This is a genomic window from Sorangium sp. So ce381 (assembly GCF_051473845.1).
GTDB classification, from domain to species: domain Bacteria; phylum Myxococcota_A; class Polyangia; order Polyangiales; family Polyangiaceae; genus Sorangium; species Sorangium atrum.
On record NZ_CP150336.1, the window covers coordinates 2,075,762 to 2,094,290 of the forward strand.

Here is an 18,529-nt window from a genome sequence, read left to right on the forward strand (position 1 = left end):
CCAGAGCGGCTCGGACGCGAACGCCGGTCGGTCGACGCTGGTGCAGGGAGGGATGAGGCGGGGGACGACGCGGAGCGCTTGGCGCGCGCCCGTCGCTGGGGTACGTCGGTCATGGGTCGGTCTCCGGTGATAGCGGGGCTCGATCAAGGGCCCGTCCGGCGTTCCACCGCCGAGCGGGCCCGCTCTACTTCGGCGGCAGCCTAGCACGGCGTGTTCCTGCGGGAGGAGCGCTCGCCCGGTCGGAGTTCGGGCATCGGACAGATTCAAGGCCGACAGAGGCCAGCACCGCGGCAATCCGTGTGCGCTCATCCACCTCTGCGTCACGGCGCGATGGTGGGTCACTGGCCAGCGCCTGGAGGTAGGCGACGAACGCTTCGCGCTGGACGAGGCGCAGCTTGCCAAGCCTCGTGACCGGCAGCGGGAAGCCCGGCCCGCGGATCGTGTCGAGGAAGACGCGTGCCGGGATCCCGGTGACCGACTCGACGTTCTTCTGCGAGAGCATCTCCGGGTGCGGCGCTGTGAGCGTGAGCCCGTCCAGCGGGATCGCGAGCGTCGCCGTCGCTGTGATGGGATGGGCAAGCCCCCTCCGGGGGCACGATCCTCGGGCAGGCACGTCCGGGAATGTCCTCTCGACCACGCGTGTGCCGTGTTCCACCTGACGAAGCGCAAGGGGTGCCGATACACGGGCGAGAGCCGCTCGTGTCATGATGTACCTCCATCCGTATTGGGTTCGTTCGCAACCGTGACCGACGCCGCCGGAAGGGGCACGAAACGGTAGTTCTGCGCTCCCGGTAGTTCGCCGCGAACTACCGGGATACGCGCTCGGAAAGAACATCGAGCCGTATCGCGGGGTTAGGTGTTCTGGGAAGCGTCGCTGAGGGGCCGAAAAACGGGGAAAATGAAGGGCTCGATTTGGTAGTTCTGCGCGCCCCCTCAGCGACGCGCGCGGAGGTGACACCGAGGGGCCCCAAGGTAGGCACACCGCGCAGAACGCGACCCACGCGCACCGGGCGAGAGGGGTTCGGCCGGTCCGCCGTCGCCTCCGAAGCCCCACGCCCCGGTGCCGGCCACCGTGTCAATGATGCCGTCGGGCGCCACACGACGGACGCTGTGATTGCCCCTATCGGCGATGTAGACGCTGCCGTCGAGCCCCACCGCGATGCTGAACGGACTCGTCGATGTGGCCAGCGTGGCGGGGCCGCCGTCACCGGAGAACGGCTCCGAGAGAGCGGATGCCCACCCCCGGCCCGTGCTCGGCGCTCCGCGCCTGCGCGCGGTCCGCCCCTCCCTAATCGCGCGCTCCGCGCGCTCAGGGAGGGGTCTGCCGTCTGGCTCGTACTTCCTGGGTGCGAAGTCCGGAGATGGGAGAGCGTGCACGACCTGCGTCAGGACATCAGGCCGAGCACGAAGAGGGCGTCGGACCAGAGAGGCCAGAGCGAGCGGTACGGGTGGGTCGCGAGCACCACGCCGCCGCTCGGCAGGCGGCGCACGCGGAATGGGGCGTGCTCTTCGAGGAAGCGGACGTGCCTGCGCGTGGTCGTGTCCACCCGCCAGGTGGGGAGGCCTTTGATCTCCTCGATCTGCTCTGTCAGGTCCAAAATCTCTCTCGCGCGCGGCGCGGCGGCGCGCCACGCGTCGTCGGGCACCGCCGATGCTTCGAGCGCGTCGAGCAACGCGGAAGGCGGTGCTGCCAGCGCCTTGAGCACGGTCTCGCGGGAGAGCGAACGCGCGTGCTCGCTGCCACCTTTCATGGCGACGCGCGCACCGGCCGGCGCGGCTTCTACCCGCGCGCGGAGCGCATCGAGCGACATGCCTGCGGCGCGCTGGATCTTGCCCTTGTCGTGGAGTTGCACCCATGACAGGGCGAGATCGCGCGCGAGCTCCGCGGCGTTCGCGTTGTACGTGGCGCACATTTCGACCGGCGCGCCCCAGTCCCAAGCGTTCGTGCACGCGCCGGTCGGGATCCGTCCGCTCGCGTCTGGCGCGCAGAAGCGGAGCAGGAGGTCCTCGAGGTCGTCCTCAATCACGAGCCACGCCACCGCAGCCTCGGTCTCGATCGAGCGCGGGCCCCCGCCCAAGACGAGATCGAGGTCAGGACTGAGAAAGTCCGACTTGTCGCACACCCGCAAGACGAGGGGGCCGGATGCATGGCGACGTTCGTATTCTTCCGCGAAGCATGCGATGCCGAAGCAGACGTCGCGCTCCGGGTGGCGCAGCATGACACCGGAGGCTACATCCGCGTTGATCCATCCGGAGAAGTGGGCGCGGACCGTCGCGACCGCCTCGTCGATGGAGTGCGTTTTGTACCGGATGTCATTGTCCATTGCCACGCGGATGAGGTCCCCTGGGATCATCACCGCAGACAACGCTGCCGCGAGCGCGTCGACCCGGTCTGCCTCCTCACACCATGCGTAGAACATGGGACCTGCTTCGCTCATAGCCGGATCACCATGATGGACTTCTTGCTCACGGTGACGGGTTTGCCCGTGAGCAGGTTGACCATGTAGCCGTCCCGCACGCCGATGTTCTTGTTATTAAACGTCGCCACCTGCTTCATGATGAGCTCCAAGCGGGCAACGTCGCCATCGAGCCCCCACTTCGTCTTCAGCGTGTCCATCGCGTTCGTCAACTGGTCGATCACGTCCTCCACGATTACGCTGTCCCCACCTTTTGCCTCGCTGAGAATCAGATCGTTCCCTCCGCGTAGCGAGACGAAGTCGGGCGCCATCCCCTCGATAGTACGAGGGCGTGACTCCTTTGGTATGCGGAGCACCCTCCGCACTCCATCATCGCCGACCCCGATGAGCGCTCGTCCGTCGTCCACCAGGAACTTGGCCGCCTTCTTCTCGAAGATATTCACCGCCTTGGTCGTGATCGCCCCGGTGAGCGTCTTGTACCCCCTGACGCGGTTCGTCTTCACGATCTTGGCGAACGCCTCCTCGATCTCGGCGATCTCCCCGGCCACCCGGATCGCCGCCGGCCGCAGCCCGCTGCTGGTCTTGACCGCACGCCACATCGGCCCGACCGCGCCGAGCCCGAACCCCATCCCCGAGAAGATCCGCTCCTCGGTGCTGAGCTCCTGCCCCGACGGCAGGCACCAGGCCTTGCCCGTCACCGCCTCGCATAGGTCGAGCGCCGGCCCGACCACCGGCACGAACCCCACCCCGATGCGCGTCGTCGCGTGCACCAGCGTCTGCATCACCTCCGCGTACGCCTCGAAGCCCTCGCCGACCGTCGACATCGCCCCCGCGAACGCGCTGATCGTCTGGTAGAGCTGCGTCTGCTCCAGGTCGAGCCCGTCCCCCGTCCACAGGTTCAGGTTGTCCTTCATCTGGTCCGCGAGCGCGTCGAACCGTGGCTTCAGCACCGTGTCCACCTGCACCCGCAGATCCGGCGGGATCGGCGTCTCGATGAACCAGTCCGACGCATCCATGAACTGCCGCACGAACCCGGTGATCCGGTTCTGCGCCTTCAGGAACGCGTTGGTCTCCGCCAGCGACACCCCCATCCGGTCGCGCAACGCGATCTCGAGCGCCGCGCTGTTGGCTCGCCACGCCCTCACGTTCGCCACGAAGTCTGCCCGAAAGACCACCACCCGGCCGCTCACGTCCGCCTCCAGCGCCGCGAGCACCGCGTCCGCGTACGCTTCGTAGGGATCCCTCCCCTCGTCGAACGCCCCCTCCACCTCCGCGATGTCGGGCACCTCGACCCACGGCACCTCGCTCTCCCCGAGCGCGTACGCTTGCGGATCGTCCGGATCCCACCCTTCGGCGCGCGCGTCTTCCGTCGCTAGGTCCGCCACCTCGTCCGCCTGCGCGCCGAACTCGTCCATCAGCCGCGCGAGCTCGTCCTCGAGATCGCTGACGCTCCGCTTCAGGTCGTCGACGAGCTGCTCCATCGCTGCGCGCGTCTCCGGCGCGACCGCGTCCTTGTACCGGTCCAGAATCGCCTCGAGGTCGGTCCGCGAGATCTCATCCAGCGGCCGGCTGACCAGATCCTTGAGCTCGGTGTCGAGTTGCTGGAGCAGGTCCATCTTCTCCGCCAGCAGGCTCACCGCCCGTGCGCTCGCCACGAGCGCCTCGCGCTCCTTGGCGATCTCGGCTAGCAGGATCTCGATGTCGCGCGCCAGCGCCGGGTTGATCTCCGCGAGGCTCAGGTCGACCTCGGTGTTGCCGGAGAACTTCTCCCCGCGGCGCTGGACATCGAAGAGCGGCTTGTTCAGCCCGAGCGGCTCCGAGACGAGGTGCACCACCTCGTGCGACTCGGTGCACCAGTCCTCGCCGGCGGAGTTCTTCACATGGAAGTGGAAGTCGTTCGCTCCCATCTGGAGCAGCACCGAGTCGAACTCCGTCTCCGCCCTGTTCGTCTGCGTTCCGTCGGGGAGCTCCACCAGCGCGCCGGGGACCTCGTACGTGGTCAGCGGCGTGTCGTTGACGCTGAAGAAGTTGTGTCCGACGAGGAACGCCCCTTCGCACGAGGAGCTGAGCTCCGTGCGCTCCCAGTCCAGCCTGTACGGCGTACCGGCCCACGCGAACGAGGGCGCCACCAACACCACCGCAGTGATCAGCGCGACGAGCTTCTGCAGCGCCGCGGCGCTCCGACCGCGCCGCGCAACGTCCTTGGAGCCTCTCATGTCCCCTCCGCGCCGCGCACGGCGGCGTCATACGCGATCGCGGCGCCCTTCACGTCCCCTGCGTCGAGCCTCGCCTGAGCCGCGTCGAGCTCCGCCGCGGCCATGCCCTTCTCCCGCAGCGCCGTGAGACCCGCCGCGATCTTCTGCGGCACCCCCGTCCTGAGCTCGGCCTCCGCGGCGTCGAACCTTCCTCGAAGCTCCACGCACCCGGCCTCGCGCCAGGACGACCCCGCCCCCTCGCAGAGCGGTCGCAACTGCGCCAGCGCCAGGAGCTCGCCGCACCGCTCGGCCAAGAGCGGCAGCCCGAGCTTCTCGCTCACCGGTGGCGCCGCCGACAGCGCCGTGACCTGCGCGCGCGCACGCTGCTCGAAGGCATCCGACGCCTTGCGCGCCCGCGCCCCTGCGACGGCCTCGCGCGCCCCCTCGTCCATCTGCAGCACGCGGAGCGCCTGCCGGCGCAGCGCGATGCCGCCGAGCAGCGCCGCCGCGGTCGCGTCGCTCCGGGCGACGCGACCCTTCACGTAACCCAGCATCGCGTTCAGCGAGCGCAGCGCGCCCGACGTCATGTCCGGCAGCACGGCGCCGTGCGTGGCGAGCAGCTCCCTGTGCGGCGCCATCGCCTCATCGAAGGAGGCCGCGAAGACCTGGAGCGTCGCCGACCACCCCAGGATATCCGCGGTGAGCTCGCCGGGCGCGCGGCTCGCCTCGCGCGCCGCCGCGAGCACGGCCTGCTCCACGCCGTCGAGGCCGTCGATGTCCGACTGCGACGCCTGCGCCGAGAGCGCCGCGTACGCCGCCGTCTCCGCCGCCTCGGTCGCGCGGTACGCGGCGAAGCGCGCCACGACGCCCGCGTATTTCGATCGCAGCGGGGCGGCCTCATCCCGGGCCTGGTCGAAGATCACCTTCACGGCCGCCATCGCCTGCCTGTCGGTCGCGAGCGTGGCGGCGAGCGGCTCCCTCTCGGCGCTGGCCTTGTCGAGCATCGCCGCCCTGAAGTTGCCGGCCGCGTCGACCGGTGCCTCCGCGAGCAGCACCCTCTGGCGGTCCCTCGCCTCGTCGAGCAGCCGCGCGAGCTTGCCCCCGAGCGTCGCCCGGAGCGACTCGGCGTTCCTCGCGTCGTCGCGCACGTACGCGATCGCCTCGTCGATGTGGCCGAACCAGACACCGAGCGAGGTTTCGCTCGCGACGATCTCCTCCGGCGTCTTGTTGTTCGGCCAGGTGGCCCACAGCTCGATGGGCAGCGCGCCGTCCTTCTCGGCCTGGGCCCACGCGGCGCCCGGCCCCTGATTCTCGCCCACGCAGTGCTCCTCGCCGCCCACCGCCGCCGCGCAGAAGCTCCCGAACGTGTCGTCCCCGAACTTCCACAAACAACCTGCCCCCGCGGCGCCGAACGCCAGGGCGGCCACAGCGACCGCAAGGATCGTCCTCCGTCGCCTCGGTCTGGATCTTTCGCCCATGCTCATTGCCTCCACCCCGCGATTTTTCTCGCTCGCGCACGCTCGCCCGCACGTTTTCCAGAAGCAAGCGTCCCCACCAGAGCGCTAGGACATTGCTCGGCCGTGGATCGCGCCCCGAGCGCCAGGTTGTCCGTCCTCAATGCGCGGACAGTCGCGGAACCGGAGAGGTGTGCTTGGGGGTGCGTGACGCCACGGCCTGCGGACCGGCCGCGAGGTCGAGGCGGAGGCCGCTGAGCTCGTGACCCTCGCCGGCGAGCTCCGCGAGCGAGGTCTCGGCGTCGTGCTCCTGGGGCGCCGTGCGGCTGTCTACGTCGCCACCAGCAGGCCCGCGGGCGCCCTCGTGGAGCTCCGAGCGTGCCACCGTCGGCGCCCTGTCACACCAGGGTTCGCCTGAAGTGTCGTGATCCTATTCAGGGAAACGCAGCGTCTCGACCCGGGTGCCGTCCTCCCCCCGGATCTCTTCGCCAGACCAATCCCAGCTCACGCCGCCCTTCCCCGGCGGTCCGAGAGTATAGGTGACCCCCTCGAGCGTGAGCCGAGCTTCGTCGAGGTAGGCGATGCCGATCGAGTCGCCGCCGCGCCCGGGGCCGCCGTAGCCGCCATCGCCCCCTAGGCCGCCGTCGCCACCCTTGCAGGACCAGGTGCCGTCTCCCACGGCGCCGCCCAGTTCGCCTCGACCACCTTTGCCCCCTTGCTCGGGTGGCCCGCCGTCGCCACCCGGTCCCCCTGCGCGCGTCTCGATCACGGTGTCGCGTACCGTCAGGTTGGCGTGGAGCGCGACGATCCCGATCGTCGGGTGGCCGTTCTCACCCCCTCGACCGCCTCGCCCACCGCAGCCACCAGCGCCTCCGGAGCCGCCGCCGGCGCCTCCCTTCGAGGCCACGCCGCACACGGCGAGGCCGCCTCGACGGCCACCGCCCCCGCCGCCGCCTTGACCCGGCATGCCCCTATCGCCGTCGCCTGCCCAGTCGGCCTCCCATCCTGTCTCGGTGATGCGCCCGATGCCCTGACCCGCGGCGCCGACGGTACCCCACATGCCGTTTTTCCCGGTGAAGCCGCCGCTGCAACCACCGTCTGCCCGGTTGCCAAGTCCTCCCTGCCCATCGTGGCCGGGGTCCGGCTCGGGTACGGGCTCGCCGGCCTCCCCATCTCCAGCGCCGTCGGCGCGCCCGTCGCCTCCCTTGCCACCCGCGCTCGGGATTCCGCCATCGCACGGATTCATCACCGCCGGGCCGCCGGGGACCGTGTCTGCCGAGCACGCATCGCCGCCATACACGCCATCCGGTCCGCGCGGTGCCTGGTTTAGCCCGCCCCATTTCTCGCCATCGTGGCCTGCCCATCCGTAGGAGGTGCGGAGCTCGCTCCGGATGAGCTCCACGGCCGTGTTGGAGCGAACAAGCATCGTGATCGGGCCCCACCCATCCAAGATCATGTCGACGATTGTCGATACCCCGTCCGCGGCGCCGCTGTCGCCGTCGCTCGCCGGCACAACGGTCAGGACGATGTCCGGCCTGTCCGAAATCTGAAGCACAGAGCGCGTGTCGGCCTGGCGCTTCCAGCTCACGCAGCCGAACCCCCCGATGAGATCCACGCCGGAAGGCAGCGTCAGGGGCCCGAAGAACCCGTCGGCGCACGCGAAGACGCGCCCTCGGCCGGTACGCGCGAGCTCCACGCCGCGCTGCAGCGTGCGCACCGGCTTGTCTTTGGTCGTGCCGGGGTTCGCGTCGTCGCCGCTGCCCCAGACGCCCCCCACGAACACGCCGCATCCATCTTCCCACACATCGGCGGCGAGACGCTCGAGACAGACCGACTCCGGCGGCGGCTCGCCTTGACACGACGAGGTGCCGTCGCACGCCGGTCCGCCAGGCTCGTTGGGGCCCGGCGCGGTGCCGCAGCCGGCCAGGGCGAGCAGCAGCGCGGGGGACAGATGGATCGCTCTTGTGGTTCGCATCGTTCTTCCTCGATGTCGTGTCGTAGCGAGGGGGACAATCAGCGGGGCGGGGCGGGATTGGGCACGTCGAATTGACGGTAAGGCATGGAGTCGCCATCCTCGCCCATCCCCACCTCGTCATCTGGTCCTGCATTACCTGCGCTGCCGCCCTGGCCAGGGTTTCCAAGCTGTACAGGGGAGTCCGGCCCGATGCCCACGTAGGCGCTGTGAGCAGCGACGCCGTAGGACGACCCCCCGAGGCCGCCGCCGGCGTCGCCCCCGCGACCGCCGTGGCCACCCGCGCCGCCGGAGCACGCGGGCCACATCTCACTGACACCGGGAGGAGGCTTTCCACCATAGCCGCCGACGGAACCCCCGCCCCCCGGTTGGCCCGTGCCGCCGACCCCGCCGTTGCCGCCGTTGCCCGTAGTCACCCGAGTCGCCTCGAGCGTCACCGAGCTCCCCTGCAGGGCAACGACGCCGATGCTCGACCCGCCATAGCCACCGCCTTTACCCCCGAGGCCACCGCAGCCGCCGCTGCCACCTGAGCCGCCACCTGCGCCGGCCTGCGGGCGGCTAGCCGGGCACGCCCCCATCGCTCCCCGCGATTTGCTGCCGCCACCGCCGCCCCCTCCTTGACCGACGCCGCCCCTCTTTCCATCATCACCGCGGATTCCCATCCAGCCGTCTTCGGTGAGGTAGCCTGCGCCAACAGCACCGTCCGCGCGACCGGCGTCAGGGCCGTCCATCCCGTTTTCGCCATCACCGCAACGCGCGCTAGCCGCGCCAGTGCCTCCAAGGCCGTTGCCTTCTGGATTCTCCGCGGGCCGCGGCTGCCCAGGAGCGCCATCGCCCCCCGACTCGAGCCCACCGTCGCCCCCGTAGCCTCCGGTGGACTCGACGCCATCGTCGCACACGGTCACGACTGCCAGCGCGCCCGTCGGGGAGTCCGTGGTGCAGGCGTTCGCGCCGTCGTTCCCCACCATGCCGGCATTCGCGCGGAAGCTCGGCGCGTCCTTCCCCGGCTCCCCGTCCTTGCCGTCGCCCGCGGCGATCACGCTTTCCCGCACGATCGCCCTGGCCCCCGTGCTCAAGATCACCGCGATCGACGACTTGCCGTCGGGTGCCGAGGCGCCGGCCGCCTTGACGCTCGCGCCGAAGACCGTTGACGTCTTGCCCTCTTTTTCGCCTGCGATCACCCTCAGCGGGATCCCCCCAGACGGAGCGATGATCGTCGGGTGCTCCGGCCCGCCGAATGCCCCCTCGTAGGACCAATCCCCGCCGTCACACAGGCGCCCGCCCCAGAGGTCGACCCCCGAGGGCAGCGTGATCGTCTCCGCAAACTCCCCTCCGCACGCGTACACGCGCCGGGTCGGCTCCTCGTCGTGGCTTCGCCCATGCGCGGCGAGCCCAATCGCGTGTTGCAGGGTCTTCACCGGAGCGTCCTTCGTTCCGGGGCTGTTGTCGTCGCCCTGCTCGCTGACGAACACCCCGCACTCGTCGAGCGCCATTGCGGTCGCTGGGTCGCCGTCACAGAAAGTCGGCTCAGGCGCCGGGGCGCACTCCATCACTTCCCAGCAATCGTCGCGGTACGAAGTGCAAGCTAGCAGCGTGCTGCTCGCGCCCCACGCACAGACCACGACAGCAACGGCGGCGGCCAACGCTCTTCGGTCTTCCCGTGGCCGCATCCCCTCGGTACCCGGCATGGTCACCACACCCCCTCGATGCTCACGCCCGTCTCGTGCCCGGTCACGACGGGCGATACATTGACCCCTTCCTGAGCTGGCGTGCGTCCCAGGAAGGAGAAGTCGGTGAAGAAGGACGCGGCGGTGGCCGCGCCGATCACACCGCCCGTGATGACGAGGGCCGTACCCGCCCGGTCGGACAGGTTGCGCGCGTCGCGCAGGCGCCGCAGCTCGCCGCACGGCGAGCGCTCTGGCGCTTGCCAGCACATGGACGAGCTCGAGCTTGGGTCGCTCTTCAGCTGGTCCCGCCGAGCGCTCATATCCTGGTCGAGCTTGCTGGCGCTGATCATGAGGATGGCGCCTGCCGATACGGTGCCCGTCGCGAGCGAGATTCCCACGACACGCAGCGTGCCCGGCCAGGAAGCCCACGGACTGGGGGCCTGCACGCGTGGAGGGGGCAAAGCGCGCACGGCAGTCGGCGTCGCGGTCGCGGTCCCCTTGGAGCTGCTCGCCTCCTTGGTGCCGCTCGCCGCTGCACACAGCAACGGCATCGTGAACTCGTGCTCCGCGCCCGCCACGGCGCGCAGCGAATGAAGCGCGTCCTTACAGCCCGGTGCACGGCCCCGTACCATGTGTTGGCCCGGCTCGAAGAACAGCGTGTACGTGCGCGCGGTCCGGCCGATGCGCTTGCCGTCGATGAGCACCTCGGCGTCGGGCGGATCGACGCCGAGCACGAGCCGCGCGACGTGCGGCGCTGCCTTGCGCTGCCCTGCCTCGAATCGCTGCTGGAGCGCTTCCGGCAACGCTTCGCGCTGTTCTAGGCTCCTGGCCAGGTGCTCGGCCGCGTCGCGGTACTTGTGCAGCGCGAGCTCGGAAAGGCCGAGTTCGCCGGCGAGCTCCGCGCGCTCCACCTCGGTGCTGGTCGCCGCGTCCGCGGCCTCCAAAGCTGCGTTGTATTCAGCGGTTGCCTCGGTCCACAGCCCGGCCTTGCGCGCTTTCTGACCACGGCGAACATGCTCCTTCACCGTCGATCGGTCGCTCGGTCCCGCCTTCGGATGGATATTGTCCGCGCTGGCCGAGTTCGGGAAGCCTGTTGCGGCCCCGAGCGCAAGAAAAATCGAGAGCGAATGCGCAATGCAACGCATGCCGCGACGGTACCGACGCCGGCTGCTAGGCGTCAACCGGCAGAAACCGCCACGTCTCGGCGGCTTCGGTGGGAATTGACGGTCGGATGAGGGAATGCGTTCAACCATCCGTCAGACATGGCCAAGCGTAGTCCAAGAAACTACATAGCAGCACATTGTCCGACCGAAGTTGCTCCTCGACTCATTTCTCTGAACCTTTTGGGCCGCCTCGCGTGTGCTGCTTACCGTGGCCAAGCCAGAGACCGACTCCCCCGGCTTCGAGCTCTTCCGGCGCCTGGCCAGGCGCCACGGTGTACCGGCGCGAAACGCCGAGGATATCGCCCAGGAAGCGCTGCTGCGGGGGCTCGACGCCGACCAACGGATCGGGCCGGGCGGAGATCCGGGGCCCTACCGCGTCACGATCGCCGTCAACCAGGCGCGCAATCACGTCCGGGACGCGCGCTGCCGCGGCGAGGTGCTCACGTCGTTCGATGAGCGCGAGATCCGAGATGAGCTCCCCACGCCGGAAGAGCTGCTCCGCAGACGGCAGCGGGAAAAGCTCACCCGGCAGCTGATCGACCAACTCGATCCCAAGTACCGGGATCTCGTGATCAAGCACGACCTCGAGGAGATCCCGCTCGCCGAGATCGCCGCCGAGCAGGGGCTCCCGCTGGACACGGTGAAGACGCGACACCGGCGGGCCCACAAAGAGCTCGAGGTGCAGGGGGGACGGTGGCAGGCGCAGGAGCGCTCTCAGGGAAGGGACGGGAGCATTTGCGTGCCGCTTGCACTGGGCTTCGGCCGTCGTGCGTCGTGGGTGGCCTCGCTGCGCCGGCTGGGCCTGAGGATCGTCGTTCAGGCCGCGCTCGTCCTGCTGACTGGCGCGCTCGTCTCCGCCGTGCCGCCCATGCCCGACCTGGAACCGTGGATTAGGGCGGCGGCGCTCCGCGCCCCTGCCACCGCGCCCGCGGAGCAGAACGCCGTGGCGCCCCCCGCGCGAGATGGCGCCCAGAGCGCCGCGGGGCCGGCCGGTGGAGACGGGATGCCCGGCGCAGCGGCGCCCGCCGCGGCGACCGCGCACGAGATCTCTTCGCGGACGGAACACGGAAGCGCGCGCGGCGAAGCGATGGCGACCGGCACGCCCGCTCCCTCGAACGCGAAGACGAGAAGTCACCGGGCCGCGCCTCCGGCGAGCGCCGTTCGACCGACCGCCGGCGAGGTCGAGAGGAGCCTGGTCAACCAGGCGCGGAGGGCCATCGAGGCCAACGACGTCATGGCCGACGTCGAGGCTCGCCGGCTGCTCGAGGCCCACGCGCGGCAGTTCCCGCGAGGGCGGCTCGCCGCCGAGCGCGAAGCGCTGCTCAGGCAGCTTCGCTGAATCGTCGGCTACCCATCAACAGCTATGCAGGCGGGGATAGCGGTGCTGCTTTCGCGCAGCGCAACGCCGAGATCCGCCCTGCGTCGGACAACAACGCTCAGGTCCAGGAGGCGAAAGTTCATGGAAGACATGTTGGGGGCGATGTGGCTGGTGTCGCCGCTCGGGCTCGCGATGATCGCGTGCGTCGCGATCGGCTTCGCGGTCACCGCGCGCGAAGCGCTGGGACGCGAGCGCGGGCTTCGCGAGGCGCGCGAGCACGCGCACGATGACGAGGAGGCAGCCCTCACCGATGCGAAGGAGCAGGCAGCGGGCGAGCGAGACCGATACCGGCGCCTTCTGGACTGTCACGTCGATGCGGTGCTCGCAGAGCTGGCGGAGGCCCGCACGCGCCCCGTCCCCTGGCCGGGAAGGGTCCTCGAGTCGTTCTGCGCGACGACGCCTTCGTGGAGGAGAAAGCTGGCCGAGAGCACGGGGTTGGAACCCAGGGAGGTGGAGCGGCTGCTGAGGAGCGACCTGCCGATGACGACCGGCCTTGCCCGGCAGCTGGAGTCCTTCACCGGTACGCCGGCGCGGTACTGGGAGCGCCTGTGGCGGCTGCACGACGACCACCGAACGGACGCGGAGACGACGGTGGTGATGCAGATCGGTGCGCCCAGCACCAAGCGTGAGAGCTCGGCGCTTCCCGAGTCGTCGTCGGCGCCGAGCTCGGCGCCACCGACTCCGCCGACGATACCGCCCCGCGCGCTCGACGTTCCTCCGCCCGTGGTGCCGTCTCCCGAGCTTGCAGCCAGGAGCCCGCGGGCGAAGCTCCCGCCGCCTCCACAGCTGCGGCTTCGGTCGCCGCTTCCTGTTCGCACAGCCACGGGGCCAGAGCCCGCCCGTCGTGCTGCCACGCTGACGAGCTTCCCGCTACAGCGCGACGAAGGAGGGGCGAGCTCCGCCAACGGGTCCGATTGGGAGGAAGCAGAGCGCTCGCTGCTGAACACGACCCTTCCGGGAGTAGGGAGCCATGGATGAGAGCCACCGCGCCTCGCAGCTACACGCCATCAGGCGCCTGCTCGCGAGCATGCAGGCGCAACGGGAACTGAGCAGCTACGGCTGACGTCTTCCTTTGGTAGCGGACAGCGAAGACCGCGAACCGGTGCCGCACAGTGCGGACACGCAGCATCGTCAGATTACGGGCGATTGCCCGAGGGGGAGGGTAAAGCCATGGGTCGTCCGTTGAATGAAGACGAGCGAGCCGCCGCGTACGCGCGCCTGTTTTGCCCGTCGCAGGTTCGTGCCGTGCTGCGCTGGCTGGGGAGGCTGGGGGTCCGGCGGTGCCATCGTACCGACGTCGCAGGCCAAGTCTGGCTCACTGTCTGGGAGAGCTGGCCCAGGTTCGATCCGAGACGCGGCAGGCCGGAACGCTGGTTGAACGCAATCACCGTACACGTTGCTTCACACTATCACGAGCGTATGGAGCGCCGCAGGGAGGAGCTCGTCGATTTGATCGATGTGGCCGATTCAGCGCCGGACGCCGCTGCCACGATGGAGTCCGACAGCATCAGGACGGGCACAATCGACGCGGTGAACGCGCTCGATCCGAAGCTGCGCTTTGTTCTCGTGGCGCATGATCTCAACGGAGTCTCGATGGCCCAGATCGCCGAAGACGCAGGGCTACCTCTCTCTGTGATTTACAAGCGACGCGCCAAGGCGATCGGTGCGCTGCGCGACATCATCGGACTTCGGGAAAACACGGAGGACTTCTCCCGGAGAGTGGGGCCGCAATGACCATCAAAGGCCTGGTTGTTCACTTCCGGCGCAACTTGGACGATCACGAGGCCGAGCGAACAATCGACGCTCTCATGATGATCAAAGGGGTTAGCAAGGTGTCACCTATCGCAGCCGGTTACGAGGACGACCTGAACCGGCAGCGGGTCAAGCGAGAGCTGCGCGACAAGATCCTCGCGCTTCTGGGTGAAGAATAGGCGTCGGGCTCGGATCGAGCGCCGCCGAGCCGAGCTCGTTCGGCCTCGGAGGGCAGCGGGAAGCAGCCGCTGACGACGCGGCGCAGCGCCAGCCTATCGAGCTGATTCATGTCGTCGAGCCCATGGTGCGCCGCGATCCGCACCGCGGCGAGCAACGGCTCGCACAGCTAGTCACGCATCATGACCGCCAGACTGCGCAGGGGGCGCAGCGACCGGCCGCGCCGCTTGAGCAGCGCGACCTACGCGATCTCCTCGTCGCCGCCGCGCGAAAACTCGCGCTCCTCGGAAGGCGGCGCGTCGCGCGCGAAGACCTTCGCGCTGCGCGGCGGGCGGTGCTCGGGCGCGCTCACGCGCGCGTCGACGGGCTCGGGGATCGGCTCGTGCGTGGCGACGCGGCGCGGGCCATCCGACGGCGAACAGCTCTCGCTCGCCCTCAGCACGGTTGGCGCGCGCCAAGGGCACCAGGCATTCCATCGCAGTGTTCGCTCCGAGCGTCACCGCGCGCACGTGCGCCTGCACCGCCTCAGGCAGCTCTGCGACCGGCGATAGACGCCAGCTCACCCAGCTCGGCGTCCGGCCGAATCCCTTGCTCAGCTCCTCGCCGCAGAGGCCGAATCGCTCCCGCAGCTCGCGCCGAAACCAACCCAGTTCGAGCGCGTTGTCCGCGTCGCCCGCGCGCAGCAGCCGCTCGAGCAACAGCGCATCCGCCGCGCCAAGAGCCCACGCCGGTGCCCACACCGTGTCCTGCCCAGGCGACGAAGCAGCCGCACCCGCTTGTAGCCGTCGATCACCACGGGCCGCTCGGACGCGGCCGGGCTCACCACGACGATCGGCGCCTGCTGTCCGACCTCCACGAGCGACGAGAACTGGCGCCGCTCCCGCGCCGGCCTGCGGCTGCGAAGCTCTTCGTAGCGAAGGTCGACCTGGTGGAGTTCCAGATCCATCGGGTACGGGAGCGCCGCTGCTCCGCGGCGCAGGCCAACCCTCGCACACCCGGGCTCGGGTCTTTTCGGCGACCCCTGGGGTGTCCGCCCCTTTTCTCATGAAGTATCCATGACTTGCCTGCGTCTGGTCTTGCGCGGCGCCCACCAGAACTCGACCGAATACCCCAAGGAAATCCGCGCCTTGGACCCCGAACTCGTCGTGCGCGATGTCCCAGGGAAGTCGGTCGAGCGGCGGCGGCACCCGCAGCGGCGCAGGCGGCCGCCAGGTCGTCGCCGTCCGCTGCTCAGCCGTCGCGCTACGAAGTAGTCCGGATTCCGCTCCGGCCACGACCCCTGCGTCTCCTTCCGCCTCGCCACCTGGAACGACGACGATGGGCACACGTGCTGCCGATCGCCAACGCGAGGATCAGGCAGGAACGATCGAAGGCAGACCCGGCGCGGCTGCGCGCGACGCATTCCCCGAGCGTCGCACCTCGCCCCCCGTCGCGGCCCGCGCGCTCACCACCGGCTCGCTCCCGAACGCGCCGGCGGCGCGCTCGACGCGACCACCCTCAGCCGGGGGGTGGACCAGTTTTCGCAACCAGAGGCGGGTCGAATCATCGACGATGAAGCACGTGCTGAACGCGGCGGCCTGCCCGTCCGCAGCCCCCTCGACGGCCCCTTCGGTCCGAGATTGTGAACGGACCGGCATGTGTCGGGCAGCCTCCCGATGAGGCGGCCGCGCCGTGTCACCCAGGCGCGACGCGGCGCGACGCCCCCGGCCGCGCGTCCGCCGCGCCCCGAGCCCCGGGAAAGGTGGCGATTGCCGCTGGTGTTACACGGATCTACCCTATGGCGCTGGACAGCATTTGAGCCTTGCGGCGCAGAGCCGATCCATGAGACTTTTCGTGGGGGACGTCACAAAAGGCGACGATCTCGACAGACCTGGTCCGGCGGCTTCGGTTGAACAATCGACTGATAGTTGGGCATGTAACCAAGAACAGTCGGACCTTGTCACACATCTCTTTGAATCAAGAGCCCAGGGATTGAGCATGCAATATTTCATGGACACCGCGGTAAATATCCTCACAAACTCCAAGCTCCGCAAACCTCAGCTTGAAGCCTATATCAAGATTCAGGAGTACTTCACGCGATGTCCGCAGGGCGAAGCACTCGTCGTTCTGCCCACTGGCACCGGAAAGACCGGACTCGTCTCCATTGCCCCTTTCGGCGTATCCCAAGGGCGGGTCCTCATCGTCACTCCAGGACTTGTTACCAAGCAGAGCATCCGGAAGACCCAAGAATCATTGCAGGATAACTTCTGGGTCAATTTCGACGTGATCTTCGACCCCGATCACCTACCTATTGTCAACGAGTACCACTCGGACATTTCGGACGCTCACCTAACCAGTAGCCACATCGTCTACTCCAACATTCACAAGATCAATCGATCAAGTTCGCGCGGACTCCTCAGTCGCGTCAAGCGGGACTTCTTCGACATGGTGATCATTGACGAGGCGCACCATGCGCCGGCGGATAGCTGGCGAGAAGTGTTGGCCTATTTTTCCTCCGCGAAGAAACTCCATGTCACCGGAACCCCATATCGCGGAGATAGCCAGGAGATCCCAGGCGAGCGAATCCACGAGACTCCGTTGTCGGAAGTGATGCGGGATCGTTACGTCAAGTGGCTTCGTAAGGAAACAACGAATGCCCACGAACTCTATTTCACGATTCCTGAACAGCCTGGGCGGAAGTTCTCCAAAGACGAAGTCCTCGAACTCAAGGATCGTGAGTGGATCGAGAAAAGTGTCGCCCTGGCCGAGTCTTGCTCACAAGACGTTATCCAGCACAGCATCCGAAAGTTGAGAGAGTTCCAGGCAACATCACCGAAAGTGCCTCACAAGGTACTGGCCATCGGTTGCAGCATCGCACACGCTAACGACCTCTGTACATGGTATAAGCAAGCCGGTCTTGAATCAGTTATTGTCCACAGCGACATGTCAGAGGACGAACTCACATCGTCCTTTCGAGCCATTGATACCCATTCCTGCCAAGTCGTCATCTCCGTCAACATGCTAATGGAGGGGTATGACCACCAGTACCTGTCAACGCTCGCGATATTCCGGCCTTATCGAAGTCTCAATGCGTTTGCTCAGGTGGTAGGCCGGGTACTCCGAGCGATTCCCAACGACGAAATCACGGCCTTCGAAGTCGACAACAACGCCGTGGTTGTGTACCATGAGGAGATCGGGCTCGATGCGATGTGGAAGATTTTTCAGAAGGAAGTCGAGCGAGCAAAGCGTTCCCGTATGGGTGAGCACGTCATCTCCGATGCCGAGTATACTGAGCGCGACAATACCCTTGCCAGCGTAAGATCAGACGCTGCCTTTGTGAGCACCGCTGACTCCTATCTTGTAGACATCGATTTTAACGAAATGTTTGCGACTGCTCGTCGACAAATCGAGATCGAGGCGGACGCAGAAATTCAAAAACTCCGTGGCGCAGGTGTCACTGAGGAGACCTTGGAAGCCTTGAAGGTCACGCTCATCAAGAAGAGCACCACCAAGGCAGCACTGCTAATTGATCCACGGCTAATGGAGAAGCGCCCCGCACTGGCGAGAAAGCAGATGCGCGAGCTCCTCACGAAAAAAATCGAAGACGAGGCAACCAGCTTGCTCAGCGACTGTGGTATAAGCGAAAAAGGCACGGAACTCGTACGTAAGTTCAGGAAAGTCGTTCATAATCTGAATGAGCAATCGCAGAACGATGCGACGCTGGTCCGTTACATCAATGCCAAGCTGTACGAGAAGTTCGGACCTGTCAAAGATCGTGATAATGCCGTACTTCTCCAGTCCATCAATACCGTCACAAAAATCGTTGCCGAACTGAGGAAAATCTTGCCATGAGAACGAATCCCCACATCGATGGCTTACTAGACACGCTCCTGTCGATACACGCGACTCTAGGCGTTCAGCCGTCCGACTTGGCCGACGCGGCCTTCGAGGACCCTTATCAAAGCATTGAGGTGGTGAAGAACGATGACCTCGTATGCACGACTGTCACCTTCCTCGACATGGACGACCCGTCCGCCACGCGTCACAAGATGCGTTACGTGTATGCCAGCGACAGGCGGCTGCTCCGCATCGAGCAAAAGGTGGGATCTAAGTCCTTCAAGGTTCAGTGGGATCGGAACGAGGCAGTGGATCGCGTGCTCGTCGAACTAGTACAGCAACTCCGTGCACTGAATTCGTCCAGCAATGTTGAGCGGTTCATCTCGACTGTGCCAGAAGAGCTGAGAGAACGATTCCTCAGCAAGGTCCGAGCCGTCGCGTAAGAACAATGCCCAACCAGAAATTGGATCTGACGGTCGGGGCCGCTTCGCATCCCCGACCGCAGCTCAATTTCGCGTTCGGCGGGCTGACACCTCGC

The 18,529-nt window shown here is 67.5% G+C and carries 16 protein-coding genes; 6 read left to right on the forward strand and 10 right to left on the reverse strand.

Features of this window, described 5'->3' with window-relative positions; translation table 11 throughout:
- Positions 1 to 184 precede the first annotated feature (184 nt).
- The 8 genes from WMF29_RS07855 to WMF29_RS07890 form a co-directional block, all read right to left on the reverse strand.
- Positions 185 to 706, reverse strand: coding sequence for a hypothetical protein (locus tag WMF29_RS07855; RefSeq protein ID WP_437328251.1), 522 nt, complete (start codon positions 704 to 706; stop codon positions 185 to 187).
- A 679-nt stretch (positions 707 to 1,385) separates the two neighbouring features.
- Positions 1,386 to 2,420 (reverse strand): hypothetical protein, encoded by a 1,035-nt coding sequence (locus tag WMF29_RS07860; RefSeq protein ID WP_437328252.1) that lies wholly within the window; start codon positions 2,418 to 2,420, stop codon positions 1,386 to 1,388.
- A 14-nt stretch (positions 2,421 to 2,434) separates the two neighbouring features.
- A complete protein-coding gene (locus tag WMF29_RS07865) occupies positions 2,435 to 4,633 on the reverse strand; it encodes a hypothetical protein (protein ID WP_437328253.1) in 2,199 nt (732 codons plus the stop codon).
- Positions 4,630 to 6,039 carry a hypothetical protein gene (locus tag WMF29_RS07870; protein ID WP_437328254.1) on the reverse strand — a complete coding sequence of 470 codons (1,410 nt, stop codon included), beginning with the start codon at positions 6,037 to 6,039 and terminating at the stop codon, positions 4,630 to 4,632. The genes WMF29_RS07865 and WMF29_RS07870 overlap by 4 nt, the downstream gene beginning before the upstream one ends.
- Before the next feature lie 187 nt (positions 6,040 to 6,226).
- Entirely contained in the window at positions 6,227 to 6,451 is a 225-nt protein-coding gene (locus WMF29_RS07875) for a hypothetical protein (protein WP_437328255.1), read from the reverse strand.
- Positions 6,452 to 6,496: 45 nt separating this feature from the next.
- On the reverse strand, positions 6,497 to 8,041 hold the full coding sequence (locus WMF29_RS07880) for a hypothetical protein (RefSeq protein ID WP_437328256.1): 1,545 nt from the start codon (positions 8,039 to 8,041) through the stop codon (positions 6,497 to 6,499).
- 38 nt (positions 8,042 to 8,079) lie between these two features.
- A complete protein-coding gene (locus WMF29_RS07885; RefSeq protein WP_437331094.1) occupies positions 8,080 to 9,708 on the reverse strand; it encodes a hypothetical protein in 1,629 nt (542 codons plus the stop codon).
- Positions 9,709 to 9,728: 20 nt separating this feature from the next.
- A complete protein-coding gene (locus WMF29_RS07890; protein ID WP_437328257.1) occupies positions 9,729 to 10,850 on the reverse strand; it encodes a hypothetical protein in 1,122 nt (373 codons plus the stop codon).
- A gap of 226 nt (positions 10,851 to 11,076) precedes the next feature.
- Here WMF29_RS07890 and WMF29_RS07895 point away from each other — a divergent pair, with 226 nt between their 5' ends.
- The 4 genes from WMF29_RS07895 to WMF29_RS07910 all read left to right on the forward strand — a co-directional run bounded on the left by WMF29_RS07895 (position 11,077) and on the right by WMF29_RS07910 (position 14,177).
- Positions 11,077 to 12,207: an RNA polymerase sigma factor gene (locus tag WMF29_RS07895; RefSeq protein WP_437328258.1), complete on the forward strand. Its 1,131-nt coding sequence runs from the start codon at positions 11,077 to 11,079 to the stop codon at positions 12,205 to 12,207.
- 120 nt (positions 12,208 to 12,327) lie between these two features.
- On the forward strand, positions 12,328 to 13,224 hold the full coding sequence (locus tag WMF29_RS07900; protein ID WP_437328259.1) for a helix-turn-helix transcriptional regulator: 897 nt from the start codon (positions 12,328 to 12,330) through the stop codon (positions 13,222 to 13,224).
- A gap of 192 nt (positions 13,225 to 13,416) precedes the next feature.
- Positions 13,417 to 13,980: a sigma-70 family RNA polymerase sigma factor gene (locus WMF29_RS07905; protein ID WP_437328260.1), complete on the forward strand. Its 564-nt coding sequence runs from the start codon at positions 13,417 to 13,419 to the stop codon at positions 13,978 to 13,980.
- Complete coding sequence (locus tag WMF29_RS07910; RefSeq protein WP_437328261.1) at positions 13,977 to 14,177, forward strand: hypothetical protein; 201 nt, start codon at positions 13,977 to 13,979, stop codon at positions 14,175 to 14,177. The genes WMF29_RS07905 and WMF29_RS07910 overlap by 4 nt, the downstream gene beginning before the upstream one ends.
- A gap of 239 nt (positions 14,178 to 14,416) precedes the next feature.
- Here WMF29_RS07910 and WMF29_RS07915 read toward each other — a convergent pair whose 3' ends face one another.
- Positions 14,417 to 14,617 (reverse strand): hypothetical protein, encoded by a 201-nt coding sequence (locus WMF29_RS07915; protein WP_437328262.1) that lies wholly within the window; start codon positions 14,615 to 14,617, stop codon positions 14,417 to 14,419.
- A 150-nt stretch (positions 14,618 to 14,767) separates the two neighbouring features.
- On the reverse strand, positions 14,768 to 15,121 hold the full coding sequence (locus WMF29_RS07920) for a hypothetical protein (protein ID WP_437328263.1): 354 nt from the start codon (positions 15,119 to 15,121) through the stop codon (positions 14,768 to 14,770).
- A gap of 1,031 nt (positions 15,122 to 16,152) precedes the next feature.
- Here WMF29_RS07920 and WMF29_RS07925 point away from each other — a divergent pair.
- Both WMF29_RS07925 and WMF29_RS07930 read left to right on the forward strand, forming a co-directional pair.
- A complete protein-coding gene (locus tag WMF29_RS07925) occupies positions 16,153 to 18,006 on the forward strand; it encodes a DEAD/DEAH box helicase (RefSeq protein ID WP_437331095.1) in 1,854 nt (617 codons plus the stop codon).
- A complete protein-coding gene (locus tag WMF29_RS07930) occupies positions 18,003 to 18,434 on the forward strand; it encodes a hypothetical protein (RefSeq protein ID WP_437328264.1) in 432 nt (143 codons plus the stop codon). Before WMF29_RS07925 ends, WMF29_RS07930 begins: the two co-directional genes overlap by 4 nt.
- The last annotated feature ends 95 nt before the right edge of the window (positions 18,435 to 18,529 follow it).

Excerpts from the sequence above, each read along its gene's own strand:
- WMF29_RS07855 (WP_437328251.1), bottom strand. The coding sequence starts at position 706 with ATGACACGAGCGGCTCTCGCCCGTGTATCGGCACCCCTTGCGCTTCGT.
- WMF29_RS07860 (WP_437328252.1), bottom strand. The coding sequence starts at position 2,420 with ATGTTCTACGCATGGTGTGAGGAGGCAGACCGGGTCGACGCGCTCGCG.
- WMF29_RS07865 (WP_437328253.1), bottom strand. The coding sequence starts at position 4,633 with ATGAGAGGCTCCAAGGACGTTGCGCGGCGCGGTCGGAGCGCCGCGGCG.
- WMF29_RS07880 (WP_437328256.1), bottom strand. The coding sequence starts at position 8,041 with ATGCGAACCACAAGAGCGATCCATCTGTCCCCCGCGCTGCTGCTCGCC.
- WMF29_RS07885 (WP_437331094.1), bottom strand. The coding sequence starts at position 9,708 with ATGCGGCCACGGGAAGACCGAAGAGCGTTGGCCGCCGCCGTTGCTGTC.
- WMF29_RS07890 (WP_437328257.1), bottom strand. The coding sequence starts at position 10,850 with ATGCGTTGCATTGCGCATTCGCTCTCGATTTTTCTTGCGCTCGGGGCC.
- WMF29_RS07900 (WP_437328259.1), top strand. The coding sequence starts at position 12,328 with ATGGAAGACATGTTGGGGGCGATGTGGCTGGTGTCGCCGCTCGGGCTC.
- WMF29_RS07905 (WP_437328260.1), top strand. The coding sequence starts at position 13,417 with ATGGGTCGTCCGTTGAATGAAGACGAGCGAGCCGCCGCGTACGCGCGC.
- WMF29_RS07910 (WP_437328261.1), top strand. The coding sequence starts at position 13,977 with ATGACCATCAAAGGCCTGGTTGTTCACTTCCGGCGCAACTTGGACGAT.
- WMF29_RS07920 (WP_437328263.1), bottom strand. The coding sequence starts at position 15,121 with ATGGATCTGGAACTCCACCAGGTCGACCTTCGCTACGAAGAGCTTCGC.
- WMF29_RS07925 (WP_437331095.1), top strand. The coding sequence starts at position 16,153 with ATGCAATATTTCATGGACACCGCGGTAAATATCCTCACAAACTCCAAG.
- WMF29_RS07930 (WP_437328264.1), top strand. The coding sequence starts at position 18,003 with ATGAGAACGAATCCCCACATCGATGGCTTACTAGACACGCTCCTGTCG.